Source organism: Phocaeicola dorei, assembly GCF_013009555.1.
Lineage (GTDB): Bacteria > Bacteroidota > Bacteroidia > Bacteroidales > Bacteroidaceae > Phocaeicola > Phocaeicola dorei.
On the sequence record NZ_CP046176.1, the window covers coordinates 1,007,786 to 1,034,524 of the forward strand.

Consider the following 26,739-nt stretch of genomic DNA (forward strand, 5'->3'; position numbering starts at 1 on the left):
TTTTATTGTTTGCTTCTTTTAACAAAGACTCAAGCAGTTTTCTATAGTAAACAGCATTTTCTCTATGTACATACACTCAAACGAATAGGTTTGTTTTAGGAGCTATTCGCTTCATTTGCAGCAATAATAAAGTTCTTACTTTTCTTAGTGTGACAGAAAATAAATTTGATTTGGTAAATGTGGAAACAGAAAGGGAGTTCTGCGAAGAACCCCCTTTTTATTTTTGCAAGAATGGTTAGAAGTGATAACGTATATCCACCCCCAGTTGCAAAGGTCTGCTTTTTTGTTCGAATCCTCTATGCATGGTTTCAAAATAGAAGGTCGTATAATCCTTGTTGGTTAAATTACGTCCCCATACATCTATCTGTAAAGCTTCTGTCTGCAAAGAAATGCGCCCGTTCAGTGTTCCGTAAAAACTTTGTGAGACATTGTTTTTTTCAGTCCAATAAATTTTTCCTGCTCCGGTATAGCTCATGCCTAAAGTCAGGCTTTGCATCCAATTGCTTTTATCGAAAAAGAAACTATAATTTGCGCCTGCATTCATGGTATGGCGGGGAACAAATGGTACATAATTGCCGCTATAATCAATTTGCTCTTCTGATGATGTAGTACCTCCGTCATATTTTTTGAATGTGGAATGAGTATATCCATAACTTACATTCATATTCAGGTTTTTGTTGATAGATGCCAGAAAGCTGGCCTCTACTCCATAACTTTCGCTACTACCGGCATTGACCATCATTCGTCCCAAGCCACTATTGACAAATTTGGCGATTTGTTGGTCGTGGGTATCCATGTAGAATGCGGCAAGGTCGGTCTTCAGTTTGCCGTTGAACAAACTGAGATGTGATCCCACTTCGTAATTCCAGCTGTACTCGGGCTTGTAGACTGTTGTTTCTTGTACGTTCAATTCTTTTCCGTAGTTGGGCATGTGTTGCTTGATCATTCCTTCTATCATACCTGCCATAGATTCTGGTGCCTTGTTTAGTATGGCTTCAATCATTTTTTGTTGCATGTCACTTTGTATCAGTTCTGAAAACATCTGTACGTTATACCCTCCGGAACGATATCCTTTGGTTATGCTTACATACATATTGTTTGCAGGGCTGAAATCGTATTTAAAAGCTAGTTTGGGAAGTAGCTGTACATAGTCGTTTTTTTCTTTTCCTTCCAATAGCGGTGCGGCATTCAAATTTCTGAATGGAATATTAAGGGGAGGCATTGCCATTTTAAGAAAGAAATCGAAATCGATATTACTATCCGAGAAATAATTCATAGACATTTTTTCATATTCCAAACGCAAACCTGCTGTTACTGAAAGGCCTTTCACAAACAGGTCATTGAATGTAGATTGGTGGTACAGTGCGGTGCTGAATACCGGTGTGTCAAAACTTCCACTTACGCGGATACGGTTGTTCAAAACGTCCAGACTCATTTCAGGGGTACGGGGATTGTCTAAATGAATTTTCTTGAAAGTATTGTTGATGTTTCCTTCGATCATATCGGTCACTCCGTCCTCCATGAAGTTTACCGGACCGGTGGTATGTAGCCATTGATAAAAACCACTAACTCCTGTAACCCATTGCCAGCGCTTGTTGTTTTTGCTTTTAAAAGTAATCTCTTCACTGATGGTATTCAGACGTTGCTTCTGCTCAATAGTATAAATGCTGACAGGCAGGAAATCCTGGTCCATAAACATACGGTCATTTAAATTCTGAAATCCAGTAACAGCGCTTAAGATAAACTTTTGTGCCTGGTATTCAATATTCAAACCGGTATTGAACAGTCCACGGCGATAAGTACAATCCTGATCGTATGAAATCTTCCCTGTGTAGTTTTTATATTTTTCATTCTCTTTGTCGTATCCGTCTATAGCTCCTGTATAGTAATAAGGGTATCCTCCTTCGTCACTATAATCATAGCCTATGGTAAAGTCTAGTTTTAGGTTTTCTGAAGGCAGCCAGATAGCATGTATTCGTCCGCCTCCCGCTTCCATATTATCTACTTTTTTCCCATTAAGAGAATTGCGGAAGAATCCGTCTGAGCCCTCATAATAACCACCGGCGGAGAAAGCAAAACAGTCACTCCAACGATGGTAATGGGTTAATGAAGCACTGCGGTAGTTACTTTTTGTTCCATAACTCAGTTTTACGTCTGTTCCCTGATAGGAGAATGGAGAGCGGGTATGTACTTTGATTAATCCCCCCATGGTATTGCGTCCGTACAAGGTTCCTTGTGGACCGCGAAGAATATCAATACGTTCTATATCATAAAAATTGAAATCAAATGCAGATTTGTCAATGTAAGGGATATTGTCCACATACAAACCTACCGCAGGAGTGTTGATACGCGAACCGATTCCCCGGATATAAATAGCTGAGGTGAGTCTTGAACCATAGTCGGGCATAAAGAAATTGGGTACCAGTGAACTCACGTTCTTTAAAGTTGTGATTTGGTTTGCTTGCATATCTTTTTGGGAGAGTAAAGATACGGCTGTAGGGAGTTCCCTTAATTTTCCGGTTTCTTTAGGTGAAGCGATAACCACCACCTCTTCTATATCAATGACTTTCGTAGTGTCCTTAGGCAGCGTGTTGATATTTTCCGCAAAAGTTGTTGTAGCCAGCAGGCAGGATGTAATGAATAAAATGTTTTTTCTCATATTTATTGTTTGGTTTTATTTGATACATCACGGATGACCAGAGTTGTTACAAGTTTCTACCAGGCGGAAAATTTATACATTCCACTCTGTATAATCCATGATGGAGAATGATTCCGGCTGCAAAGTAACGGTAAACCTGATATGTGTGCAATCCTAATAAATGAGGATTTTATATTCTGTCTGCCTCAATGTAACCGTTCATCACAGCATAGACAGTTAGCCCGGATACAGATTTGATACCCAGTTTTTCGGTAATATTCTTGCGGTGGGAGATGACAGTGGTCAGGCTGATATGAAGTTTGTCTGCTATTTCCTTATTGATAAGTCCTTTGGTGATAAGTATCAATACTTCTATTTCCCGGATAGACAATTCATGTTCTGTTTTTTCTATATGCATTGCTTTATCTACTGCTTGTTTTCTTGCCTGATGTCCATATTGGCGTAATTGATGGATGTCTTTTATCAAAGAACCTTCATCTTGGTAGATATTCAGCTTGGGGATACCGGATAATTGAGGTTGGTTGTCACCTCCTGCTAATACAATTGTTTTTGGTTTACGAAGTAAAAAGAAGGAAGTATGTTCAAAATAGATTTGGGCAGAAATAAAATAGTGGGCATACATGTCCGGTGTGTCATCCGTCAACTCACCAAACGAATGGAATACACGGATAGTAGCCATTGGAATGATATCTTCCAAAATGTTTTTTAACCCCAGACAAGTAAGGGTATTTGGATCTACTATGGCTATTTCGGGATGATGCATAATGCTTTCTTTGGTGCAAAGATACATATCTTTTAGAAAAAATAGGTTCATAAAGATGAAGAAATCTTCTTTTGGACAACTAAGTCCCTCACTTATTTGTTGTTAGAGTATATAAAGCTTAAAACCTTAACAATATGAAATATGATATAGCGATAATCGGTGGGGGACCTGCCGGATATACGGCTGCGGAAAGAGCTGCTGCCGGAGGATTGAAAACTGTGATTTTTGAAAAGAAAGCCATGGGAGGTGTTTGTTTGAATGAAGGATGTATCCCTACGAAAACTCTTTTGTATTCAGCAAAATTATTGGATAATGCAAAAGGTGCGGCAAAATATGGAATTGCTGTACCGGATGGAATCAGCTTCAATTTGGAGAAAATAATAGACCGTAAAGATAAAGTGGTCAAGAAACTGACCGGAGGTGTAAAACAGACTGTGAAATCTTATGGAGCCGAATTGATAGAAAAAGAAGCGGTTATAACCGGAGAAGATAATGGACTGATTCAAATTTTAGCCGGAGGAGAAAAATATGAAGTGACTTATCTGTTGGTTTGTACAGGTTCGGATACCGTGATTCCACCCATTAAAGGCTTGTCGGAAATAGATTATTGGACTTCCAAAGAGGCTTTGGAAATGGCTGCATTACCTAAATCGCTGGCTATTATTGGTGGCGGAGTAATTGGAATGGAATTTGCTTCTTTCTTTAATAGTATGGGGGTAAAGGTGAGTGTCATTGAGATGATGCCTGAAATATTAGGGGCTATGGACAAGGAAACCAGTGCGATGTTACGTACAGAGTATCAGAAGCGAGGGATTAACTTCCAATTGAATTCTAAAGTGATTGAAGTCAGTCCGGCAGGAGTTACCATAGAAAAAGCCGGTAAATTATCACTGATTGAAGCGGATAAGGTTCTGGTAAGTGTAGGCAGAAAAGCGAATCTGAACCAAGTGGGGCTGGATAAACTAAAAGTGGAAATGGTGCGTAACGGTGTAAAAGTGGATGAACACATGCTTACTTCCCATCCTAAAGTCTATGCTTGTGGAGATATAACCGGATACTCCATGTTGGCTCATACGGCTATTCGTGAAAGCGAAGTTGCCATTAATCATATTCTGGGAGTGGAGGACCGGATGAATTATCATTGTGTACCGGGGGTGGTATATACGAATCCTGAACTGGCCGGAGTGGGAAAAACGGAAGAGGAGTTGAAAGCATCAGGAACTAGCTATCATGTACAGAAATTACCGATGGCTTATTCGGGGCGTTTCGTGGCAGAAAATGAAACAGGGAACGGGCTTTGCAAATTGATTTTGGATGAGGAAGACCGCATTATAGGTTGCCATTTGTTGGGAAATCCTGCTTCGGAAATAATCGTTGTAGCGGGGATTGCCGTTCAATATGGATATACTGTAGAAGAATTTCAAAAAACGGTATTTCCACATCCTACGGTAGGCGAGATTTATCACGAAACACTTTTTGCATAATGTTTTGCATAGATAACCGCTGTACGGATGTTTATTTCAATTTGGCAGTGGAGGAGTATCTTTTAAAGCAGACACAGGGGGATTATTTTGTAATTTGGCAGTCGGAACCTTCCGTGGTCATGGGCAAGAATCAGTCTGTTCGTGCCGAGGTGAATGAGGATTACAGGATAGAGAAGGGCATTCGTTTGGCTCGTAGGTTTTCGGGAGGTGGTGCAGTTTACCATGATAAGGGAAATATTAATCTTACTTTTATAGAAACGACATCGCAACCCCTGTTTGAAGACTATTTGCAGCGTATTGTTGGTTTTCTGGAAACGATGGGAGTCACGGCCTATACGGATGAGCGTTTGGGGATTTATCTGGATGGAAAGAAAATATCGGGCAGTGCGCAATGTATTCATAAAAACCGTGTGATGTATCATTGTACTTTGTTATTTTCTGCAAACTTGGATGTACTTCATACAGTGTTGAAGGGGAAGTCTGATGAATTGGAGTCGATTCCCGGATTAAAGAATATCCGTGCCGTACCGTCTGTACCTAGTGAAGTGGTCAATCTCAATTGTTTTTTGGATGTTTCGGTGAATATCAAACGGTTTATTCATCTTTTGTTTCATTACTTCTTGATAGAAGATGAAAAGAATAGCATTTATCATTTTTCCCGAAAGGATTTGGCGGCAATCGAGTTGCTGAAAGTAGAAAAATATGCTAATGAGGATTGGATACATCACCGGGTCACCTTAAAAAAGATTTAAGTTAAAACTTTCTTTTTCAGTGGCTTGTTGTTCATATAAAAGGATTAAAAAAAATAAAATTATCAATATGTCAAGATTTGAAATAAAAATGCCTAAGCTAGGCGAAAGTATTACTGAAGGAACCATTATATCCTGGTCGGTAAAAGTGGGTGATACTGTCCAAGAGGACGATGTCTTGTTCGAAGTGAATACAGCAAAGGTCAGTGCTGAAATTCCATCTCCCGTAGAAGGCAAGGTGATCGGGATATTATTTAAAGAAGGAGATACCGTACCTGTAGGTACAGTAGTAGCAATTGTAGATATAGATAGTGATGAAGGAATAGGAGAGGCTCTTGTAGAAGAGCGAAATGTACCGCAAGTAGAAGAAACGTCCTCCCATGTACCATCTGTAACATCTGTTCAGGAAGTAAAGGAAGTTCCTAAGGCAATAGCGGCTAAAACAGAAGAAGAGCGTTGGTATTCCCCCATTGTACTTCAGCTGGCTCAGGCTGCACATATTTCGAAAGAGGAATTGGATCGTATTCAAGGGACAGGATATGAAGGGCGTCTGAGTAAAAAAGATATAAAAGCTTATATTACTAGAAAGGAACAAGGTAACATAACCGTAACTGAACCTGTATCTGCATCCGCCCAATCTGTTAAGGCTGTTTCTGTCCGGACTTCTCCAACTGCGCCATCATCGGCTTCCTCTTTAACACCCCCAGTTTCCGGTTCGCAAGAAGGCGTGGAAGTGAAAGAGATGGATCGTGTCCGGAAAATGATTGCCGATCACATGGTTATGTCTAAACATACCTCTCCTCATGTTACGAATGTGGTAGAAGTGGATGTGACCAAACTCGTGAAATGGCGTGATAAGAATAAAGAGGCTTTTTTCCGTCGTGAAGGAGTCAAATTGACTTATATGCCTGCCATAACCGAAGCCGTAACGAAGGCATTGGTTGCCTATCCGCAGGTAAATGTATCTGTAGACGGTTATAATATCCTGTTTAAAAAGCATATCAATGTCGGTATTGCTGTTTCACTGAATGATGGAAATCTGATTGTTCCGGTGATACATGATGCCGACAGGTTGAATTTGAATGGTTTGGCTGTGACCATTGATACTCTGGCGGTGAAAGCGCGTGATAATAAACTGATGCCGGATGACATTTCGGGTGGTACGTTTACGATTACTAATTTTGGAACTTTCAAGTCTTTGTTTGGTACTCCTATAATCAATCAGCCGCAGGTTGCCATTCTCGGTGTGGGATATATCGAAAAGAAGCCGGCAGTTATTGAAACTTCTGAAGGCGATGTGATTGCTGTCCGTCATAAAATGTATCTTTCTTTGTCATACGATCATCGGGTGGTGGATGGTATGTTAGGGGGGCAATTCCTCTATGCGATAAAAGATTATCTGGAAAATTGGAAAGAATAACCATTCATCACAGTAAAAAAATAATATAATGAAAAAATATGATATAAAGACCACTGATACCGAAACGTTGAAAAAGTGGTATCATTTGATGGTATTGGGACGTGCGCTTGATGAAAAAGCTCCGTCTTATCTGTTGCAATCATTGGGTTGGTCCTATCATGCGCCTTATGCGGGGCATGACGGAATCCAATTGGCCGTAGGTCAAGTCTTTACCAAAGGAGAGGACTTCCTTTTTCCATACTATCGCGATATGCTGACCGTGCTTTCGGCAGGCATGAGTGTGGAGGAATTGATATTGAATGGCATTTCGAAAGCAACTGATCCCGGCAGTGGAGGACGTCATATGTCCAACCACTTTGCTAAACCCGAATGGCATATAGAAAATGTGTCGTCCGCTACCGGAACGCATGACCTTCATGCTGCCGGAGTGGCGCGTGCCATGGTGTATTATGGACATAAGGGGGTGGCGATCACTTCGCATGGAGAGTCTGCTTCTTCGGAAGGATATGTTTACGAGGCGATTAACGGGGCCAGTAGGGAAGGTCTTCCTGTGATATTTGTATGGCAGGATAATGGGTACGGTATCTCTGTTCCCAAAAAGGATCAGACAGTTGCCCGGAAGTATGCTGATAATTTTTCCGGTTTTAAGAATCTGAAGATTATTCATTGTAATGGCAAAGATGTGTTCGACTCGATGAATGCCATGAGTGAAGCCCGTGAATTTGCCATAGCCCATCGTACTCCTGTTATTGTACATGCCAATTGTGTCCGTATTGGTTCCCATTCTAATTCAGATAAACAGACGTTGTATCGGGATGAAAACGAATTGGCTTATGTAAAAGAGGCTGATCCTTTGATGAAATTCCGCCGGATGCTGTTGCGTTACAAACGTCTTACGGAAGAAGAGTTGCAACAGATAGAAGCAGCGGCAAAGAAAGAACTGTCGGTTGCTAACCGGAAAGCACTTGCAGCGCCTGATCCTGATCCGAAAAGTATCTTTGATTATGTTTTGCCCGATCCTTATATACCGGAAAAGTATAAAGAGGGACTTCATCAAGAAGAAAATGGTGAGAAGGCCTTTATGGTAACTGCTATCAACGAAACGTTGAAAGAGGAATTCCGCCATAATCCGGATACTTTCATTTATGGGCAGGATGTAGCGAATAAAGAGAAAGGTGGAGTATTCAATATTACTAAAGGAATGCAGCAGGAGTTTGGGGATGCCCGCGTGTTTAATGCTCCTATAGCAGAGGACTATATTGTGGGTACGGCAAATGGCATGTGCCGTTTCGATCCTAAGATACATGTCGTTATTGAAGGAGCTGAATTTGCCGATTATTTCTGGCCTGCTGTGGAGCAATATGTAGAGTGTACTCATGAATACTGGCGTAGCAATGGGAAGTTTGTTCCCAATATTGTATTACGTCTGGCCTCGGGTGGATATATTGGTGGTGGACTTTATCATTCTCAAAATATAGAGGGTGCATTAGCTACTTTGCCGGGGGCCCGGATTGTTTGCCCTTCTTTTGCCGATGATGCGGCCGGGTTGCTTCGTACTGCGATGCGCTCTCGTGGGTTTACTTTATATCTTGAACCGAAGGCCTTGTATAATTCAGTAGAGGCTTCTTCCGTAGTACCCGAAGAATTTGAGGTTCCGTTTGGGAAGGCGCGTATCCGCCGTGAAGGTACAGATTTAAGTATGATAACGTATGGAAATACAACTCATTTCTGTTTGAATGTGGCTGAACGCTTGGCTCAAGAGGGGTGGAGTGTGGAAGTGATTGATCTTCGCTCGCTTATTCCACTGGATAAAGAAACTATTTATGCGTCAGTGAAGAAAACAAGTAAGGCTTTGGTGGTTCATGAGGATAAAGTTTTCTCTGGTTTCGGAGCTGAAATTGCTGCCGGAATTGGTACGGAGCTGTTCCGTTATCTGGATGCTCCTGTACAGCGTGTAGGTTCTGTTTTCACTCCTGTAGGTTTCCATCCTATATTGGAAAAGGCTATTTTACCTACTGAGGATAAAATTTATGATGCAGCCAGGACACTGCTGGAATATTAATCAAATGTCCACAGGTTACATGGACCGTTTTATATGTTGTCCGTGTTAATCTGTGGTGAATAAAAAAGAATTATGAAAACAATAGGATTATTTTATGCAATGAATGCAGCCAAGACTTCCCATATAGCTGAAAAGATTCGGGAAGATTTGGGAGGAGTGAAAGTAATAGAAGTCGTTTTGATAGAAAAGGCTTGGCAGAATGATTTTCAAGCGTATGACAATATGATAGTGGGAGCGTCAACTTGGTTTGATGGTGAACTTCCTACTTATTGGGACGAACTGGTTCCCGAATTGGAGTCGTTGGATTTAAAGGGAAAGAAAGTAGCAATATTCGGTTTGGGGGATCAGAAGAACTATCCTGATAATTTTGTGGATGGAATGGGGATTTTAGCAGATGCTTTTCAAAAGGCGGGGGCTGAGTTGGTCGGTTTTACTTCGACAGACGGATATACCTTCAACCAATCGAGGGCAGTACGTGGTGAAAAATTCTGCGGTTTGGTAATTGACCAAGAAAATCAGGCTCAATTGACCAGTAAACGTATTGCTGATTGGTGCAAGCTGATAAAAGAAGACTTTACTTCCAATAAGAAAGAATAATAAAATAATATCGCAAATCATTTATTTACTGTAGGGGCGCATTTAATGCGCCCAAATGTATACAGTAAATCATTTTCGGACAGATTCAATCCTCCTCTATACCTAAATAAGTGGCAACGGCTTCCGCACATCTTTCTCCATCAATACCTGCTGAAACAATTCCGCCGGCATAACCTGCCCCTTCTCCACAAGGAAATAACCCGTTGATAGTGACGTGTTGCAGTGTCTCGTTATCTCGCAGAATCCGTACCGGAGCCGATGTGCGTGTTTCGACACCAATCATCACTGCTTCATTGGTCAGAAAGCCATGACTGCTTTTCCCAAATTGTTGGAAGCCTTTGATCAAACGGCTGGTGATGAATGTGGGCATCCAAAAATGCAGAGGAGAGGAAACTAATCCCGGACTATACGAACTGTCAGGTAAATCATAGCTTAGTTTTTTGCGGGTGAAGTCCATCATTCGTTGTGAGGGTGCGGTTTGGCGCATATTGCCTTGTTGCCAGCAGGTGGCTTCTAATGCTTCTTGAAAATACATCATGGTTAATGGACAATGGCCGGTAGTCCATTGACCATTATTTTTATTCGTGGCTTTTAATTCTTCACTTTTCGTTTTTAATTCTTCTGTAAAAAGACTATTGTCCGACAGGTCTTCCGGTCTGATTTCTACTACCATTCCGGAATTGCTCCATTTGGAGCCACGGTTGCTGGGACTCATGCCGTTTACTACAATTTGATGCGGACCGCTTGCGGCGGGAACTACGAATCCTCCCGGACACATACAAAAACTATAGACTCCACGTCCTTCTGCTTGTGTCACAAAGCTATATTCGGCGGCAGGCAGATACTTTCCACGTCCGTTTTTATTATGATATTGTATCTGGTCAATCAGCATGGACGGGTGTTCCAGACGTACTCCTACCGCAATACCTTTGGCTTCCATTTCTACACCATTATCATATAACCACTGATATACATCCCGTGCGGAGTGTCCGGTAGCCAGAATAACAGGTCCTTTGAAAGTCTTTCCGGTATTTGTCTCTATACCTGTGATTTTGTTTTTTTCTATGATAAGGGAATCCATTCGTGTTTCGAAATGCACTTCACCTCCACATTCTATGATGGTATTCCGCATGTTTTCAATCACGCGCGGCAGCTTGTCCGTACCGATGTGCGGATGGGCATCTACCAAAATGGAGGTACTGGCACCATGTTGACAGAATACATTCAGAATTTTGTCTACATTACCCCGCTTTTTGCTTCGGGTATAGAGCTTACCATCTGAATAGGCTCCTGCTCCTCCTTCTCCGAAACTATAATTACTTTCGGAGTCAACTTTGTGCTCACGGCTGATACGGGCGATATCTATTTTTCTATCGCGTACATTTTTTCCTCGTTCCACTACGACAGGCCGAAGTCCTAACTCTATTAATCGTAAAGCTGCAAACAGTCCGCCCGGACCTGCTCCTACAACTATGACTTGTGGCTTTCCTTCTACCTTATTGTATATAGTGCGGATAAATTCCTCGTCCTGCGGAACTTCATTGATGTACAGACGCACTTTCAGGTTTACATAGATAGTACGCTGACGTGCGTCTATGCTTCTTTTCAGGATACGAAGGGCATGAATGGTACGTATATCCAATCCCTTGTCACGTCCGATGAATTGTTTCAGTGACTGTTCATTAGCTGCCTGTTCAGGCAAGACTCTTATTTGAAATTCTTGTATCATGGTTCTTGTTTAGGTTATTCGCCTTCCGGCATTAATTTTTTGCGATAATAGGAATTGGCGGTATATAATGCGGCGGCAGGATTGTGTCCTGTCACACGGTCTTTGGTCACCAAAGTTGTAGTATAGGCATTAGAGTATTTGTAGAACAGGCTGTCATGTCCTACGCACAGTCCGATCACCACATTTAACTCTGTATGTGCTTGGTTGAGAAGACGTGCCTGCAGGATAGGGTTACACATAGCAGCACCGATATTCTCACATTCTTTGGGGATTCCAATAGAGGATTTGGCTGCTCCGGCTACTTTGCAGATTACTGAGTAAACCTCAAAGCCGTTAGCACGGAGGATACGGGCAAAAATACGGGCTTCATTTACCAACCCGATACAATAAGCAATTCCTATTTTTTGATATCCCATCTTTCGTGCAAAAGTCATGATTTCTTCCACACGGGTTAACCGGCAATAACCTTCATATTCCACTTCGGCACTGGCCACCATTACGTTGTGGTTTTCGTTATATCGTTTCAGTGCCCATTCCAAGTCTTCTTGTTCCAAATGGGTTGTCAGGCAAAATTCGGGGTAGGTGCGCTCTTTGAACTTGCAGTTCTGTGTGCCGCAATCTACGCAGGTAGGGGTGTGAGATTTATCTTTTGTCATTTTATATCATTCTTCAAATTAAGTCTTAAAGGAGAAAATAGATTTTTATCCAAACAAGGCCCGGAATGCTTCTTCCACTTTTCTGACCGGAATAATTTCTATTTTCAATTTTGATGTATCCATTCCTTGTAAATTATGTTTTGGTATAAGGATTCGTTTAAAGCCTAACTTTTCCGCTTCTCCGATTCGCTGTTCAATACGGTTTACAGGTCGGATTTCACCACTTAGTCCCACTTCTCCGGCCATGCAGGTATCGCGTTCTACCTCTGTATCCATATTGCTGGATAGAATGGCACTGATGACAGACAAGTCGATGGCCGGATCATTCACTTTCAATCCACCCGCAATGTTTAAAAAGACATCTTTTTGTGCCAGTTTGAATCCTACCCGTTTTTCGAGTACTGCCAGAAGCATATTCATACGTCGTAAATCAAATCCGGTGGCAGAACGTTGCGGATTTCCATATACAGCCGAACTGACTAAGGCTTGTGTTTCAATTAAGAAAGGACGGACACCTTCTATGGCAGAGGCGATAGCGACTCCACTCATTCCGTCATGGTCTTGGCTAAGCAACAGTTCGGACGGGTTGCTCACTTGGCGCAAACCATTTTGTCGCATTTCATAAATGCCCAGTTCGGCAGTGCTTCCGAAACGGTTCTTGATGCTGCGAAGAATGCGGTACATATAATGTTGGTCACCTTCAAATTGCAATACGGTGTCTACAATATGTTCCAGTACTTTCGGTCCGGCAATGCTTCCTTCTTTATTGATATGGCCGATTAAGATGACCGGCGTATTTGTTTCTTTGGCAAATTTCAAAATAGAGGCGGAACATTCACGCACCTGTACTAAACTGCCGGGAGAAGAGTCTATTGTTTCAGTGGAGATGGTTTGAATAGAGTCGATGATGACGAGATCGGGTTGTGTATTCTTTATATGTATATAAATCTGCTCCAATGAAGTTTCACAGACGATCAGGCAGTCGGAAGAATTATGCGGGATACGGTCTGCACGTAGTTTTAATTGTCGTGTACTTTCTTCTCCCGAAATATACAATACTTTTCTGTCAGGCAGATGAAGTACGGTTTGCAACACCAAGGTAGATTTGCCTATCCCCGGTTCACCACCCAGTAAAACGAGTGAGCCCGGTACTAAGCCACCTCCCAATACCCGGTTCAGCTCTTCGTCTTGCATATCAATTCGAGGCTCGTCTCCTCCGGTTATGTCATTCAGTGTGACAGGCTTGCTTTTTACGGGTTCCAGACCGGATACCGGTCTTTTATTTGCAGGTTTCTTGCGTACAACTTCTTCTACGTATGTGTTCCATGCACCGCAAGACGGACATTTCCCTACCCATTTGGGTGAATCCTGCCCACAGTTGGTGCATACATATACAGTTTTTTCCTTTGCCATATTCTTACGGGATAATTAAAACAGCACAACTTGAGGCTGAATTTGTACAAAGGTAAGGAAATAGTTCTGCATACCAATTATGGGTCAGATAAAAAAGTATTAAAGGTTTTTTCTCTTTTCAGAAGTAGCTGGATGTTTCAGGCTTTTCAAGGCTGCTTTCTTATCGAAATGAAAAATACCTGAACAAATGGAAAGATTATTCCGTTTTAGTTATTAAGACGTCTTATAAATTAAAGAACTAAAAAATAAAACTGAAATGAAGCGTATATTCTTTTTAATATTACTTGCCGTTATGTCAACCGGCATATATGCTCAAACCGATGATAAAGGATATAAGGAAGGAGCATGGGTACTGAATGGTGTTACCGGTCTGAATTTGTCACAAACCGCCATGACTAACTGGTCGGCCGGTGGTGAGAATGCCTTATCGGGAAACGCTTACCTGAATGGTTCGTTGACTCATAAAAATGGAAACTGGCTATGGGTGACTAATCTGATATTGGATTATGGCCTGTCCAAAACAAAATCGCAGGGAATGAGAAAGACTACCGATAAAATAGGCCTTTCTACCCAATTAGGATATTCTACTAATAATGTATGGTATTATACTTTAATGGGAGACTTGAATACACAATTTGCCAAAGGATACAACTATCCGGACAAGACTCACTATATTTCGAACTTCTTTGCACCGGCTTATTCTAATATCTCATTAGGTATGGAGTATCGCCCTAAGAGTAACTATTCTGTTTTTCTTTCTCCGGTTTCTGCAAAAATGACTTTTGTGGAAGATGATTATCTTTCGGAGATAGGAGCTTTTGGTGTGGATCCGGGAGATCGTTTCAAAATAGAATGCGGCGCTTATCTGAAAGGCAGGGCCGAGATGCCACTTATGGAAAATGTGAGCATGATTACAACAGCCGATTTCTTTACTCCTTACAGTAGCCAGTTTGGTAATGTGGATGTAAATTGGGATGTATTGATCAGCATGAAAATTAATAAGTTTTTGTCCGCCACCATCAATACGACTTTGAAATATGATAATGATGTGAAGACTTTTGAAGAGGATGGAACTAAAAGAGGGGCGAAAGTTCAGTTCAAAGAAATATTGGGGGTAGGTGTTGCTTATAATTTCTGACGGGGGATAGTTTCACCATAGATTACACAGATTCACAGATTATGTGGATTTATAACGGTTCACACGGATTATGACGATTGATACTAAAGAGTTGGGTCAACTAAATCTGTGTGAATCTGTGTAATCTGTGGTGAATCCTCCTGTTTTTCCTTCTTTTTCACCGCTATTTTGTCTTATTTCTGCCTTAATAAAAAGTATTCTTATATTTTATCGCAAAAAAATGGGAAATTGTGATAGATTGTAGGAAATTGTTTTTATATTTGCATCGTTCAAATAAAAAACAGAAGAAGAACAATTATAAAATGACGATGTACTATCTCCATACAACCACCACATTAGGGATGGGGCACATGACAACTACAATGTCCACATCCACAACAATGACCCCTCGGGGTTAAGGATAGTATATGTGTTTCTACGTGATACACGCTTACGGACGTAAGCAAAACAAGCTTTTAATTTTATTTTTTTAGTGTAAACAGAAACAGTTTCTTTTCGTTGTCATGCTGAGTGAAACGAAAGTAGATTCTTTACCGGATTTGAAATGGTGAGAAGGGCAGAATGACAAAAGAAGCTGGGACAAAAATAGATAATTGCATGAAAGTTATGAAATTCGGCGGAACATCCGTAGGTTCCGTGAACAGCATTTTAAGTGTCAAACAGATAGTAGAGGCAGTTGAAGAGCCTGTAATTGTAGTTGTATCAGCTTTGGGTGGTATTACTGACAAGTTAATCAATACTTCGCAGATGGCTGCCAATGGGGATTCCGCATACGAGAAAGAATATCGTGAAATTGTGAATCGTCATATTGAAATGGTATATACCGTAATTCCGGCAGGTAATGAGCGTACTGTTTTATTGGATAAGGTCAACGAATTGTTGAGTGAGCTGAAGGATATTTTTCAGGGAATTTATCTGATAAAGGACTTGTCGTCTAAAACGTCGGCTACTATTGTAAGTTATGGTGAGCGCTTGTCGTCTATTATTGTAGCTTCGTTGATAAAGGGTGCGGTATGGTATGATTCACGCAACTTCATTAAGACTGAAAAAAAACATGCCAAGCATATTCTGGATTCCGAATTGACTACTTGCTTGGTTAAAGAAGCTTTTCAGGAATTACCGGAAGTGGCATTGGTTCCCGGATTTATTTCTACTGATAAGAACAGTGGTGAAGTGACCAATTTGGGACGTGGCGGTTCAGATTATACCGCTTCTGTCATAGCTGCGGCACTGAATGCGGATAGCTTGGAAATATGGACGGATGTGGATGGTTTCATGACGGCGGATCCGCGTGTAATCAGTACGGCCTATACCATTAATGAGTTGAGCTATGTGGAAGCGATGGAGCTTTGTAACTTTGGAGCGAAAGTGGTTTATCCACCGACTATTTATCCGGTATGTCATAAGAATATCCCTATTCTGATTAAGAATACGTTCAATCCTCAAGGCGAGGGAACTATCATAAAGCAGGAAGTTAATTCCGGTTCTAAAGCCATTAAAGGTATTTCATCCATCAATGATACGAGTTTGATTACGGTTACCGGCCTGGGAATGGTGGGAGTGATCGGAGTGAATTTCCGAATTTTTAAAGCATTGGCACAAAACGGAATCAGCGTGTTTATGGTATCGCAGGCATCTTCCGAGAACAGTACTTCTATCGGTGTGCGTAATCAAGATGCGGCGCTGGCTTGTGAAGTGCTGAATGAGGAATTCTCCAAAGAAATAGAAATGGGGGAAATCAGTCCGGTAGTTGCCGAAATGAATTTGGCCACCATTGCTATTGTCGGTGAGAACATGAAACATACACCGGGCATCGCCGGTAAATTGTTCGGAACTTTAGGCCGTAACGGCATTAGTGTGATTGCTTGTGCGCAAGGTGCTTCAGAAACCAATATCTCTTTCGTGGTAGAATCCAAGTCACTGCGCAAATCATTGAATGTGATTCATGATTCGTTCTTCTTGTCCGAATATCAGGTGCTGAACCTTTTTATCTGCGGTACAGGTACGGTAGGAGGCAGTTTGATAGAGCAAATCCGTTGTCAGCAACAAAAGTTGATGCAGGAACGCGGTTTGAAGCTGAAAGTGGTAGGTATAGCCGATGGACATCATGCGTTGTTTACCCGTGCAGGCGTAGACTTGTCACAGTATAAGGAAGAGTTGGCAGAGAAAGGAATGCCTTCGTCCACCCAGGTGTTGCATGACGAGATTATAGGTATGAATATATTCAACTCTGTGTTTGTGGATTGTACAGCCAGTGCAGAAGTTGCATCCTTATATAAAGATTTTCTGATGAATAATATTTCGGTGGTAGCAGCCAACAAAATTGCTGCTTCTTCCGAATACTCCGTTTATAGTGAACTGAAACAAATAGCCCGTCGTCGCGGTGTGAAATTCTTGTTTGAAACCAATGTAGGAGCAGGGCTTCCCATTATCAACACAATTAATGACTTGATAAACAGTGGAGACAAGATCTTGAAAATAGAGGCGGTATTGAGCGGTACGTTGAATTATATCTTTAATAAAATAAGTGCGGATATTCCTTTCAGTAAGACCATAAAAATGGCACAGGAAGAACGCTACTCGGAACCCGATCCGCGTATTGACCTAAGTGGCAAGGATGTAATCCGCAAATTGGTTATTCTGGCTCGTGAAGCCGGATATAAATTGGAACAGGAAGACGTGGAAAAACATCTTTTTGTACCGAATGATTTCTTTGCAGGCTCATTGGAGGAATTCTGGAAGAAAGTACCTTCTTTGGACGCGGATTTTGAATCACGCCGTCAAAAGTTGGAGGATGAAAACAAACGTTGGCGTTTTGTAGCCAAGCTGGAAAATGGGAAAGGCAGTGTGTCTTTGCAGGAAGTAGACAGTAAACATCCGTTCTATGGCCTGGAAGGCAGCAATAATATAATTCTGCTTACAACCGAGCGATACAAAGAATATCCGATGATGATACAAGGATATGGGGCCGGTGCCAGTGTGACTGCCGCCGGAGTATTTGCCGATATCATGAGCATCGCTAATATTTAGGCTTATGAAACATATTATTATTTTAGGTGATGGTATGGCCGACTGGCCTGCTGAATCACTAGGAAACAAAACATTGCTGCAATACTCCAGTACACCCTATATGGATAAATTGGCTGCTATGGGACGCACCGGGAGATTGATTACAGTCGCTCCCGGATTTCATCCGGGTAGTGAAGTGGCGAATATGTCTGTTATGGGCTATAATTTACCGAAAGTGTACGAAGGTCGTGGGCCGTTGGAAGCAGCAAGCATCGGGGTGGAGTTGCAACCGGGCGATATGGCTATGCGTTGTAATATTATCTGCATCGAAGATGAGAAGATAAAAAATCATTCCGCCGGACATATCACTACCGAAGAAGCTGATGTGCTGGTTAAATATTTGGACGAGAAATTGGGTTCTGACCGGATTCATTTCTATACCGGTGTACAATATCGCCATTTGTTGGTGATAAAAGGGGGAAATAAACAATTGGACTGCACCCCGCCCCATGATGTGCCTTTGCAGCCTTTCCGTCCGCTCATGGTGAAGGCGGAAGTACCGGAGGCGCAGGAAACGGCCGGATTGATTAATAATCTTATCCTGGCTTCTCAGAAATTATTGGCAGATCATCCGATTAATCAAAAACGTATAGCCGAAGGCAAAGATCCTGCTAATAGTATCTGGCCTTGGAGTCCGGGCTATCGTCCGCAGATGGAACCTCTTTTCGAGAAGTATCCGGCCATACAGAAAGGATCTGTTATTTCAGCGGTGGACTTAATCAATGGCATAGGACATTATGCAGGATTACGCCGTATTGCTGTAGAGGGGGCTACCGGTTTATATAATACGAATTATGAGAATAAGGTTGCTGCGGCATTGGAAGCATTGAAGACGGACGACTTTGTGTATCTGCATATTGAGGCCAGTGATGAGGCCGGTCACGAAGGAGATTTTAAGTTGAAGCAGTTTACTATTGAAAATCTGGATAAACGTGCTGTAGGACCTATTTATGAAGCAGTGAAGGATTGGGATGAGCCTGTGGCTATCGCCGTGCTTCCGGATCATCCTACGCCTTGCGAACTCCGTACCCATACGGCCGAACCTGTGCCTTTCCTTATCTATTATCCCGGTATAGAACCAGACTGTGTGCAGACCTTTGATGAAGTGGCATGTGTGGAAGGCAGTTATGGAATATTGAAAGAAGATGAGTTTATGAATGAATTTATGAAAAAATAATGTGGCAGTTTGCTAATTTGCCCCAATGGCAATCCTCCATGTAAAGCCCTTGGCACATTAGCACATTAACACATTGAAAAATTGTTTACTATGAAATATTACAGTACGAATCACCAGGCTCCCGATGCTTCTTTGGAAGAAGCTGTAGTGAAGGGACTGGCTTCTGACAAAGGTTTGTATATGCCCGAGGCCATCAAGCCATTGCCGCAAGAGTTTTATGATCAGATTGAGAATCTGTCGTTTCAGGAAATTGCTTATCGCGTGGCCGATGCTTTCTTCGGTGAGGATGTTCCTGCTGAAACACTGAAGCAGATAGTTTATGATACATTGAGTTTTGATGTTCCTGCCGTAAAGGTAAAAGATAATATTTACTCTTTGGAACTGTTTCATGGTCCCACATTGGCATTTAAAGATGTAGGTGGACGTTTCATGGCCCGTTTGTTGGGCTACTTCATTAAAAAAGAAGGGCAAAAGCAGGTGAATGTACTGGTTGCGACTTCGGGGGATACCGGTAGTGCTGTAGCCAATGGCTTCCTCGGAGTGGAAGGTATTCATGTGTATGTGCTTTATCCGAAAGGAAAAGTCAGTGAAATTCAGGAAAAGCAGTTCACGACTCTGGGTCAGAATATTACAGCGCTAGAAGTGGACGGTACTTTTGATGACTGCCAGGCATTGGTTAAGAATGCGTTTATGGATGCTGACTTGAATGCACACATGAAGTTGACTTCTGCCAACTCCATCAATGTGGCTCGTTTCCTGCCACAGGCATTTTATTACTTCTATGCCTACGCGCAGTTAAAGAAAGAAGGAAAAGCGGATCATCTGGTAGTATGCGTACCTAGCGGAAACTTTGGTAATATCACCGCCGGACTATTTGGTAAACGTATGGGCTTGCCTGTCAAGCGTTTTATTGCGGCCAATAACCGGAATGATATTTTCTACCAATACTTGCAGACCGGAAAATACAACCCTCGTCCTTCCATTGCTACTATTGCCAATGCAATGGATGTGGGAGATCCAAGTAATTTTGCCCGTGTACTGGCATTGTATGATAACAGTCATGCTGCCATAACAGCGGATATCTCTGGTGCGACTTATACGGATGAACAGATTCGTGAAACGGTGGGTGAGGTATATCGGGAAACCGGTTACTTGCTCGATCCGCATGGAGCCTGCGGTTATCGTGCTTTATCCGAAGGATTGTTCCCCTGCGAGACGGGTATTTTTCTGGAAACGGCACATCCGGCTAAATTCCTGGAAACTGTGGAAGGTATCATTGGCGACAAAGTGGAGATTCCCACCAAACTGCAAGAGTTTATGAAAGGAACTAAACAAAGTATTCCGATGGAAAAAGACTTTGAAAGTTTCAAAGGCTATTTGATGAAAGAATAGCTTTTAGAAATTCTGATAAGAGAGGGGGCCAAAAGTCCAAAGTAACTATCCAATGGTTCACCGTGGGGGCGGATTGAATAGTTACTTTGGGTTCATTTACATGAAGAACAAAAAAGTTCCGTCACAGCAACATGCTCATTACTAATCACTTTCTGTGTGAAGGTTTCTCAAATCCCCCTCAATCGGTGGTATGCTTCCGGCTATCGAATCCTGTTACGTATGTAACAAGAGCCTATTCCTATCATATTTTCACTCCGTTCCATTTGATATTTCACCCGGGTGAAGCAACTGTTTCACCTAGGCGGAAACGGCTGTTCACCTAAGTGAAATCGCCTCTTCACTCGGGTGAAGCAACAAATGCAGATGGACAAAAATACGCCTTATGACGCTCCCCTGCAAGGAAGCAACCGCAACTATGACACAGGAATTGGAACAACCAATATACGTCAAGTAGAATCTGGCAGTGGAGAATGGCAAACCGTTTCAGGGGAATTTAGAATATATTTGCACAGCATGTCGTTGATTTACAGAAAGATACTGTGCATAATTCGGAATGATTGATGCGTGTCTTTATTTTATTTCTTCCAGCAACTTTCCGAACGAAGTGAATGTCCGATGTTTCCCGTCCCGGGTGAGGTACAAGGCATCGGGGGCGATGACTTGTAGATGGGGCAGACCGGCAGGAGCGTTTTTGGCTTGCAGACAAGTATATCCGTGACGGTTCAGTGCGTTGATAGTCCAGTGCAGCAAGGTTTCATCTGTCGCTTCCACCGTTATTTCCTGCTTTCCATTCACGGTTGGATAGTAGATGCCATGATCATAATCGAACCGGATATTACTGTGTGAGAATAAGTTGTCCATCTGATGGCTTAGAATCATATCTTCCGTCACTCCACATTGCAATCCTTTCTCTTTAGACAACAGCCAAAGCTTGTCCGACAGGACTAGAGCTTGTTCTATATCATGGGTTGATAGCAGAATAGCCTTGTTTTGTTCCACGGCCAGCCTGTGCAGTAAAGTCATGATTTCTATCCGGCTTACTACATCCAGAAAGGCGGTTGGCTCATCCAGAATAATCAGTGGACATTCTTGTACCAATGCTTTGGCTATCATTACTTTCTGTCTCTCTCCGTCCGAAAGTTCGGCTGTATAACTTTGTGCTTTGTGAGTGATTCCTACGGCATTTAGGGCTTCTTGAATGATGGCATGGTCATGCCGGTGCAATCTTCCGAAGAACCCCGTGTGCGGCTGGCGTCCCAAAGCTACCAGTTCATACACGGTCAATCCTCCTGCTTGGGTCTTGTCCGTCAAAACCACGCCAATGGTACGGGAGCGTTCTTTTTCCGAATAGTGTTGTAAAGGTTTGTCCAGTAATTGTAAATCTCCGGCTAAAGAGGGTTGTGAGGCGGATAATGTACGAAGTAACGTCGATTTTCCGGCTCCGTTGGCTCCAAGCAGACTGGTCAGTTCTCCTGGGTAAAGCTCGAAAGAAAGGTGTTCGTGCACTTTCTTCTCTTCTTTATGGGTGCGATAACCTATACATAGGTCTGTTGCGGTGATAACAGCTTGCTTTTCCATCAGTTGAAATACTGGATTTTACGTTGGTTCACAATGACATAAATAATAATGGGCGCACCAATGACCGGGGTGACGGCGTTTAGCGGAATGATACCTGTTTCGCCCGGCAAAATACAGATAAAGTTACAAACTAGTGCAATCACTCCGCCGGTCAGCATAGTGACGGGCAGCAAGGAATTATGATTGGATGTTCCCAACATCAGACGGGCGATATGAGGTACAGCCAGTCCGATGAAAGAAATCGGACCGCAAAAAGCAGTTGTTATTGCTGTCAGTATTCCGGTGGCGATAAGCAGCAGGTTGCGTGTACGGCGAATGTTAATTCCTAGGTTTTCGGCATAGCGTGTGCCTAGCAGCAAGGCATTCAGAGGTTTTATCAAGAGTATGGTAATCAGCAGCCCTGTCGCTGTAACCAGAGAGAAAAAGGGAAGCTGTTGTAAAGATACTCCTCCAAAGTTTCCCATTCCCCAAATCATGTAGGAATGTACTCCTTCTGCCGTGGAGAAAAAGTTGAGTAGGGAGATGGCAGATGAAGTGATATACCCTATCATGATACCTATAATGAGCAGCATAATGCTGTTTTTTATCAAAGTGGAGAAGAATAGAATGATTCCCATCACCAGCATGGATCCTATAAACGCTCCGATAATGACGGAAATAAAACCGGATAAAGTAAATACGCCGGCGGTGATTGTTCCTGCACCTGCCAGCATGACCAAAGCAACCCCCAGACTTGCCCCTGAACTGATGCCCAAGATGGAAGGATCGGCCAGGGGATTATTGAAAGTCGTTTGCAACATCAGTCCCGATGAGGCTAACGCCATTCCACAGAGTAAAGCCGTAACCGCTTGCGGCAGGCGGGATTCCCAGACAATAAAACTCCAACTCGCCTTTTCTACTTCATTGCCTGTAAGGATATGCCACACCACCTCGGCAGGGATGTTTACCGAACCGAACAACAGGTTGGCTCCTGTCAATGCAAGGATGAGGAGGAGCAGTATGATACCGTATTTCGTTCCTTTATTCTTCAAAATCACTCCGCTAATTTAGTGAAATATTTTAATTCATACCCTTCTAAAAGCGTAGGATGGAATATTTTTATCAAATCTTTCAGCAACCGGTCGGGATGGAAAGGGGAATCTTCGTAAAAGTCTACCTTCCCTGTGTTGCATCCATAAATGTTGCGTTCCTTGAATGCGCGGAAACCGGTGTATGGAGCATAGTCCTGCTCCAATTCCTTATAAGTCTTGTCAATGGCCTGATTATATTTGATGAGCCAAAAGTCTGCATTCTGCCCTTTGTCAAACACGGTTTCGAAGGCTAGGGGAACAGAACCGCTATGCTCGTCATTGGCAAACACATAATTTGCCCCGGCATCCGCATAAATCCGTGCGGAGGTGCTTTTCCCTCCCGGAACATACCATGCCGAACCATTCTTCAGTTCGCTGATAACGCTCGGTGCAGATGAAAGGGGAGCAACCAATGCTTTCAGCTCATTATAGTTTTTTTCCACCTCGGCAAACAAGCTGTCCGCTTTTTGTGCCTCACCGAACAGAAGGCCGTAGAAACGCATCCATTCGGCACGTCCCAATGCCGAAGTTTCCATGTAGTCTGCACATTCGATAATGGGGATGTTGAGTTTCTCCACCCGTCCGTATCCGCCACTGTTCTCAAAAGGGGAGAGCATAATGGCATCGGGATGCAGGTCGATTATCTTTTCTATATCCGGGTTCATTCCATTCCCTACATCGGCGATGCTTCCTGTGCGGCAGCCATCCTGCACTTCTTGCAGTTTGATATACTTCAAATCGCAGACTCCTCCAATACTTTTCAATGCACCAATCTGGTTGAGCAATCCGCAATGTACGGATGAGTAAACAACGGCCTTACTCAATGGCGTGCGGACAAGTGTCCCTTCCGGCAAGTCGGCAGGCAGGGACTTTTTTTTGTCAACCAAGACATAGGTGTGCAGTATCCGGGTCGTATCCCATGGATTGCGCAGACGGGCAATGGTATAGTCTTCGGTTGCAGACAGGCTGAGGTTTTCTGCATAACGCAAAGGGATTGCTTTTTCTGCTTCTATTACAGAAGAACTCTTGCTTTTTCCGCCGCAGGAGGAAAGAAGGGCAAGTAAGAAGATGAATAGGATTACTTGTTTCATGTTATTTTTTATAATATCCGCCGGTTTTACGGGAACCTTTGTATTCTATTAATTCTTTATCTTTCAGTGATCGTAAATAACGCTCTGTCGTAGCAGCTCCTTTTTGGATATATTCTGCAATTTCATATCCTTTTGCACCGGGTTTCTTTTCCAAGAAGGTGAGGATAAGGCTTTCAAGTTCGTTTATTCCCTCATTTATTCCCTCATTTATTCCCTCATTTATTCCCTCATCTTTGTTTACTCCCTCATCAGCGATTCTGTCTATTACTGAAATGAACTGCATACCTACCGGCTCATTAATGAATTTTATATTCGGCTCTTCTTGAAGTGCACGTATAATCCCCGAGCCCAGCCCGCGATAAGGCATCGTTTTAGCACAGAAATTAGCAATGAAAGGATTGCGTACTACGGCGCTTCCCAGTTTGATGCTTTCCACCGTCAACCCATCGGGAAGGCATCCCGGGCTGATAATCTCTACACGGTTATCAAAAATGAGTAATCTTATCGGTGCATTACGCGTATAATCACGATGTACCAAGGCATTCTGCAAGATTTCTTCTAATGCCACTTCTGATATTTCCAGTTTTCCGATAGAATTAAATCCTTGTCCTGCCTGTATATTATGAAGATTTGCTTTCAGAAAAGACATTCCCTTTTCAAATAATTCGGGCAGTGTGCCGGTGATATCTTTACTGTCCCGATAGTTGATACCTCCTATATCGTTACCAAAAAAAGAAACAGCTTTGATGACAAAAGTTGGACGGTACTGCTGAGGGTCTTTGCCGAAGAACAGCAGGCCTGCCAAAGTCATTCTGTCCTCTTTCATGATATGAAGGTTGTGTAAAAGTTCTGTGTATAGAATACCGAATGAATCTTTTTCGCGACCATATTCTTTGCGGATAAAGTTGTCCAAAGCATATCCGTTGATATCTTTTTCGGAAGTGAAAGGAATGGGTTGCTCGTCAGCGTACAGTATGCCGGAGCATTGGAATAAACGCATAATTTCACTATTCTCCATTACTTTGCGCTTATCCGCCCCTTGTTTAGTCCAGATTATCCCGTTCAAATCCTTGTAAGGTTTGTTATCACCTTCTGCTATGTGGGCGATAAGAAGGGAACGTTCATCTACAATAACGGTTTCCGTCTGTATATAGATAACCGGGCGAAGCAAGTTAGTGGCTATATTGGCCAAGATAGAATTGAGTTGCTGGATTTCCTGATAAGACAAGCCGATGATTTCTCCCGTTTTGTCTTTTATGCCGAATAGTATCATTCCACCACGAGCATTGGACATAGCTACCATTTCGGCGGCAATACTGTCTTGGTTGGGAAAGCATTCCTTGAATTGTACCGTACTGGTTTCTCCACATTTTATAATGAGCTGTAATTCTTTGCTGTTCATTTTTCTAGGTTTGTTTGTGAATCCTGTACAAAAGTACGGTAAAAAAGTGAGGAAAGTTTTATGAGATTATTTAATTTATGAGGGAAATAATTGTAGTTTTGCTTCCTTCATCAAAAGTGAAGAGAAGCAAAACCATATTTTATTATTTCAGTAAGAAGGTTAATCCGCATGGACCTACCCCTACATTGTATTTGTTTGTAAATTTGCCGTTTGCCGAATATTCGTTTACATAGCCATCAGTGGTATAACTTGGCCATCCTCCAACCATATTGTAAGAACTGATATAAATGTTTCCGGTAAATGGATTGACTGCGATGCCACAAGGGCTATCAACAGGTTGATCTATTAAATTTTTTGTTTCATTTCCTGTTTTTGTATCTATACTGAAATAAGTATTTGCCGTTGCGCCATAAGGAGCATTGATAAGGTAAAGGGTATTATCTTTTACAGTCATTAATGTTGCTTCCGTTACATCTGTAACAACATTCATATTGTCAATTTTTTGTACTTTAGCTGATATGTCATTATAATTACCCATTGCTAAGACATATACGTTTCCTTCCGTAGTAGAACAAATTTTAGTGGGATTTAGTCCTACGGGTATTCTTTTTGCTTCTGTAAATGTCTTTAGGCCTATTTTAGAAACACTTTTTCCATTTGCATAATCTGCACCGTAATTCATTCCGTCTGAGTTAGCAACATACAGGTAGCCGTTGGCCACTGTCATCTCTTCTGGATTTGGACCAACGTTTAATGTTGCATCGATAGTTAGACTAAGGGTGTCGATACGGGAAACGTACCCATCATACATAGAAACATATACTTTTCCATTAGCAGCTATAATATCACGTGGACCTTCCCCTTGAGTGGATGTCGGAACAATCTGTTTGATGGATTTAGCTGTATTTTTGTCTACTATTTCTATAATATTTGAACCATATATGGCAATATACATTTTCGAACCGTACACTATTGCATCTTGAGGGGTACTTCCCAAACTTCTTTTGTTTATGTCAAAAAATACATTATTGCTTGCTGTTCCTTTTTCAAAGTTAATAAAAGAAAGTGTTCCATTAACATTGTTGCTAAGATTACCTGCATTAATAACGTACAAGCCTGTTGCCTCGGTTGGCGAAGTTACTTCGGGAGTCGTGTCGGGTTGTGAAGAAGGGTCTTCTTCCGGATCTCTAGGAACTTCGATCTCATTGTCATCATCGTTACAAGCACAGAACAGCGGAGCTATACTAAATAAGGCTGCTGCAAAAAATAAATGTTTGAATTTCATACTTA

At 42.2% G+C, this 26,739-nt stretch carries 19 protein-coding genes; 9 read left to right on the plus strand and 10 right to left on the minus strand.

The genetic code is table 11. From position 1 onward, the window contains the following. Window positions 1-235: 235 nt before the first annotated feature. On the minus strand, window positions 236-2,659 hold the full coding sequence (locus GKD17_RS03895; protein ID WP_007836732.1) for a TonB-dependent receptor: 2,424 nt from the start codon (window positions 2,657-2,659) through the stop codon (window positions 236-238). A gap of 169 nt (window positions 2,660-2,828) precedes the next feature. After that, window positions 2,829-3,449 carry a response regulator transcription factor gene (locus tag GKD17_RS03900; RefSeq protein ID WP_007842260.1) on the minus strand — a complete coding sequence of 207 codons (621 nt, stop codon included), beginning with the start codon at window positions 3,447-3,449 and terminating at the stop codon, window positions 2,829-2,831. 107 nt (window positions 3,450-3,556) lie between these two features. Between GKD17_RS03900 and lpdA the strand changes: the two genes are divergently transcribed. The 5 genes from lpdA to GKD17_RS03925 all read left to right on the plus strand — a co-directional run bounded on the left by lpdA (window position 3,557) and on the right by GKD17_RS03925 (window position 9,734). Further along, entirely contained in the window at window positions 3,557-4,906 is a 1,350-nt protein-coding gene (lpdA, locus tag GKD17_RS03905; protein ID WP_007836736.1) for a dihydrolipoyl dehydrogenase, read from the plus strand. Continuing rightward, the gene (locus tag GKD17_RS03910; protein WP_007836737.1) at window positions 4,906-5,658 is read left to right on the plus strand and encodes a lipoate--protein ligase family protein; all 753 of its coding nucleotides are present in this window, start codon (window positions 4,906-4,908) and stop codon (window positions 5,656-5,658) included. The genes lpdA and GKD17_RS03910 overlap by 1 nt, the downstream gene beginning before the upstream one ends. Window positions 5,659-5,725: 67 nt before the next feature. After that, on the plus strand, window positions 5,726-7,075 hold the full coding sequence (locus tag GKD17_RS03915) for a dihydrolipoamide acetyltransferase family protein (protein WP_007836746.1): 1,350 nt from the start codon (window positions 5,726-5,728) through the stop codon (window positions 7,073-7,075). A 28-nt stretch (window positions 7,076-7,103) separates the two neighbouring features. Next, window positions 7,104-9,137: an alpha-ketoacid dehydrogenase subunit alpha/beta gene (locus GKD17_RS03920; protein ID WP_007836747.1), complete on the plus strand. Its 2,034-nt coding sequence runs from the start codon at window positions 7,104-7,106 to the stop codon at window positions 9,135-9,137. A gap of 72 nt (window positions 9,138-9,209) precedes the next feature. Beyond that, entirely contained in the window at window positions 9,210-9,734 is a 525-nt protein-coding gene (locus GKD17_RS03925) for a flavodoxin (protein ID WP_007836748.1), read from the plus strand. A gap of 85 nt (window positions 9,735-9,819) precedes the next feature. Here the strand turns inward: GKD17_RS03925 and GKD17_RS03930 are convergent, their stop codons facing one another. Genes GKD17_RS03930 through radA form a run of 3 tightly spaced genes read right to left on the minus strand, consistent with a single transcriptional unit; the run spans window position 9,820 to window position 13,532 of the window. After that, window positions 9,820-11,463, minus strand: coding sequence for an NAD(P)/FAD-dependent oxidoreductase (locus GKD17_RS03930; protein WP_007836749.1), 1,644 nt, complete (start codon window positions 11,461-11,463; stop codon window positions 9,820-9,822). 14 nt (window positions 11,464-11,477) lie between these two features. Then, entirely contained in the window at window positions 11,478-12,119 is a 642-nt protein-coding gene (locus GKD17_RS03935) for a DUF1847 domain-containing protein (RefSeq protein ID WP_007836750.1), read from the minus strand. A gap of 45 nt (window positions 12,120-12,164) precedes the next feature. Next, the gene (radA, locus tag GKD17_RS03940; RefSeq protein ID WP_007836751.1) at window positions 12,165-13,532 is read right to left on the minus strand and encodes a DNA repair protein RadA; all 1,368 of its coding nucleotides are present in this window, start codon (window positions 13,530-13,532) and stop codon (window positions 12,165-12,167) included. 256 nt (window positions 13,533-13,788) lie between these two features. Here radA and GKD17_RS03945 point away from each other — a divergent pair, with 256 nt between their 5' ends. The 4 genes from GKD17_RS03945 (at window position 13,789) to thrC (ending at window position 20,308) form a co-directional block, all read left to right on the plus strand. After that, complete coding sequence (locus GKD17_RS03945; RefSeq protein ID WP_007836753.1) at window positions 13,789-14,670, plus strand: DUF3078 domain-containing protein; 882 nt, start codon at window positions 13,789-13,791, stop codon at window positions 14,668-14,670. A gap of 597 nt (window positions 14,671-15,267) precedes the next feature. Beyond that, window positions 15,268-17,700 carry a bifunctional aspartate kinase/homoserine dehydrogenase I gene (gene thrA / locus GKD17_RS03950; protein ID WP_022185657.1) on the plus strand — a complete coding sequence of 811 codons (2,433 nt, stop codon included), beginning with the start codon at window positions 15,268-15,270 and terminating at the stop codon, window positions 17,698-17,700. A gap of 4 nt (window positions 17,701-17,704) precedes the next feature. Then, window positions 17,705-18,916: a cofactor-independent phosphoglycerate mutase gene (locus GKD17_RS03955; RefSeq protein WP_007836756.1), complete on the plus strand. Its 1,212-nt coding sequence runs from the start codon at window positions 17,705-17,707 to the stop codon at window positions 18,914-18,916. A gap of 90 nt (window positions 18,917-19,006) precedes the next feature. Next, window positions 19,007-20,308: a threonine synthase gene (thrC, locus tag GKD17_RS03960; protein ID WP_007836758.1), complete on the plus strand. Its 1,302-nt coding sequence runs from the start codon at window positions 19,007-19,009 to the stop codon at window positions 20,306-20,308. A 570-nt stretch (window positions 20,309-20,878) separates the two neighbouring features. Here thrC and GKD17_RS03965 read toward each other — a convergent pair. From GKD17_RS03965 to GKD17_RS03985, 5 genes are all read right to left on the minus strand, one after another. Continuing rightward, window positions 20,879-21,886 (minus strand): ABC transporter ATP-binding protein, encoded by a 1,008-nt coding sequence (locus GKD17_RS03965; protein WP_007836764.1) that lies wholly within the window; start codon window positions 21,884-21,886, stop codon window positions 20,879-20,881. After that, window positions 21,886-22,917, minus strand: a complete 1,032-nt coding sequence (locus tag GKD17_RS03970; protein WP_032936611.1) for an iron ABC transporter permease — start codon at window positions 22,915-22,917, stop codon at window positions 21,886-21,888. The genes GKD17_RS03965 and GKD17_RS03970 overlap by 1 nt, the downstream gene beginning before the upstream one ends. Window positions 22,918-22,919: 2 nt before the next feature. Further along, on the minus strand, window positions 22,920-24,047 hold the full coding sequence (locus tag GKD17_RS03975) for an ABC transporter substrate-binding protein (protein WP_007836768.1): 1,128 nt from the start codon (window positions 24,045-24,047) through the stop codon (window positions 22,920-22,922). Window position 24,048: 1 nt separating this feature from the next. Next, complete coding sequence (locus GKD17_RS03980; protein ID WP_007836770.1) at window positions 24,049-25,449, minus strand: RNA-binding domain-containing protein; 1,401 nt, start codon at window positions 25,447-25,449, stop codon at window positions 24,049-24,051. 142 nt (window positions 25,450-25,591) lie between these two features. Then, window positions 25,592-26,734, minus strand: coding sequence for a YncE family protein (locus GKD17_RS03985; protein ID WP_007836771.1), 1,143 nt, complete (start codon window positions 26,732-26,734; stop codon window positions 25,592-25,594). Between the last annotated feature and the right edge of the window lie 5 nt (window positions 26,735-26,739).

Excerpts from the sequence above, each read along its gene's own strand:
- GKD17_RS03895 (WP_007836732.1), bottom strand. The coding sequence starts at position 2,659 with ATGAGAAAAAACATTTTATTCATTACATCCTGCCTGCTGGCTACAACA.
- GKD17_RS03900 (WP_007842260.1), bottom strand. The coding sequence starts at position 3,449 with ATGTATCTTTGCACCAAAGAAAGCATTATGCATCATCCCGAAATAGCC.
- lpdA (WP_007836736.1), top strand. The coding sequence starts at position 3,557 with ATGAAATATGATATAGCGATAATCGGTGGGGGACCTGCCGGATATACG.
- GKD17_RS03910 (WP_007836737.1), top strand. The coding sequence starts at position 4,906 with ATGTTTTGCATAGATAACCGCTGTACGGATGTTTATTTCAATTTGGCA.
- GKD17_RS03915 (WP_007836746.1), top strand. The coding sequence starts at position 5,726 with ATGTCAAGATTTGAAATAAAAATGCCTAAGCTAGGCGAAAGTATTACT.
- GKD17_RS03920 (WP_007836747.1), top strand. The coding sequence starts at position 7,104 with ATGAAAAAATATGATATAAAGACCACTGATACCGAAACGTTGAAAAAG.
- GKD17_RS03925 (WP_007836748.1), top strand. The coding sequence starts at position 9,210 with ATGAAAACAATAGGATTATTTTATGCAATGAATGCAGCCAAGACTTCC.
- GKD17_RS03930 (WP_007836749.1), bottom strand. The coding sequence starts at position 11,463 with ATGATACAAGAATTTCAAATAAGAGTCTTGCCTGAACAGGCAGCTAAT.
- GKD17_RS03935 (WP_007836750.1), bottom strand. The coding sequence starts at position 12,119 with ATGACAAAAGATAAATCTCACACCCCTACCTGCGTAGATTGCGGCACA.
- radA (WP_007836751.1), bottom strand. The coding sequence starts at position 13,532 with ATGGCAAAGGAAAAAACTGTATATGTATGCACCAACTGTGGGCAGGAT.
- GKD17_RS03945 (WP_007836753.1), top strand. The coding sequence starts at position 13,789 with ATGAAGCGTATATTCTTTTTAATATTACTTGCCGTTATGTCAACCGGC.
- thrA (WP_022185657.1), top strand. The coding sequence starts at position 15,268 with ATGAAAGTTATGAAATTCGGCGGAACATCCGTAGGTTCCGTGAACAGC.
- GKD17_RS03955 (WP_007836756.1), top strand. The coding sequence starts at position 17,705 with ATGAAACATATTATTATTTTAGGTGATGGTATGGCCGACTGGCCTGCT.
- thrC (WP_007836758.1), top strand. The coding sequence starts at position 19,007 with ATGAAATATTACAGTACGAATCACCAGGCTCCCGATGCTTCTTTGGAA.
- GKD17_RS03965 (WP_007836764.1), bottom strand. The coding sequence starts at position 21,886 with ATGGAAAAGCAAGCTGTTATCACCGCAACAGACCTATGTATAGGTTAT.
- GKD17_RS03975 (WP_007836768.1), bottom strand. The coding sequence starts at position 24,047 with ATGAAACAAGTAATCCTATTCATCTTCTTACTTGCCCTTCTTTCCTCC.
- GKD17_RS03980 (WP_007836770.1), bottom strand. The coding sequence starts at position 25,449 with ATGAACAGCAAAGAATTACAGCTCATTATAAAATGTGGAGAAACCAGT.
- GKD17_RS03985 (WP_007836771.1), bottom strand. The coding sequence starts at position 26,734 with ATGAAATTCAAACATTTATTTTTTGCAGCAGCCTTATTTAGTATAGCT.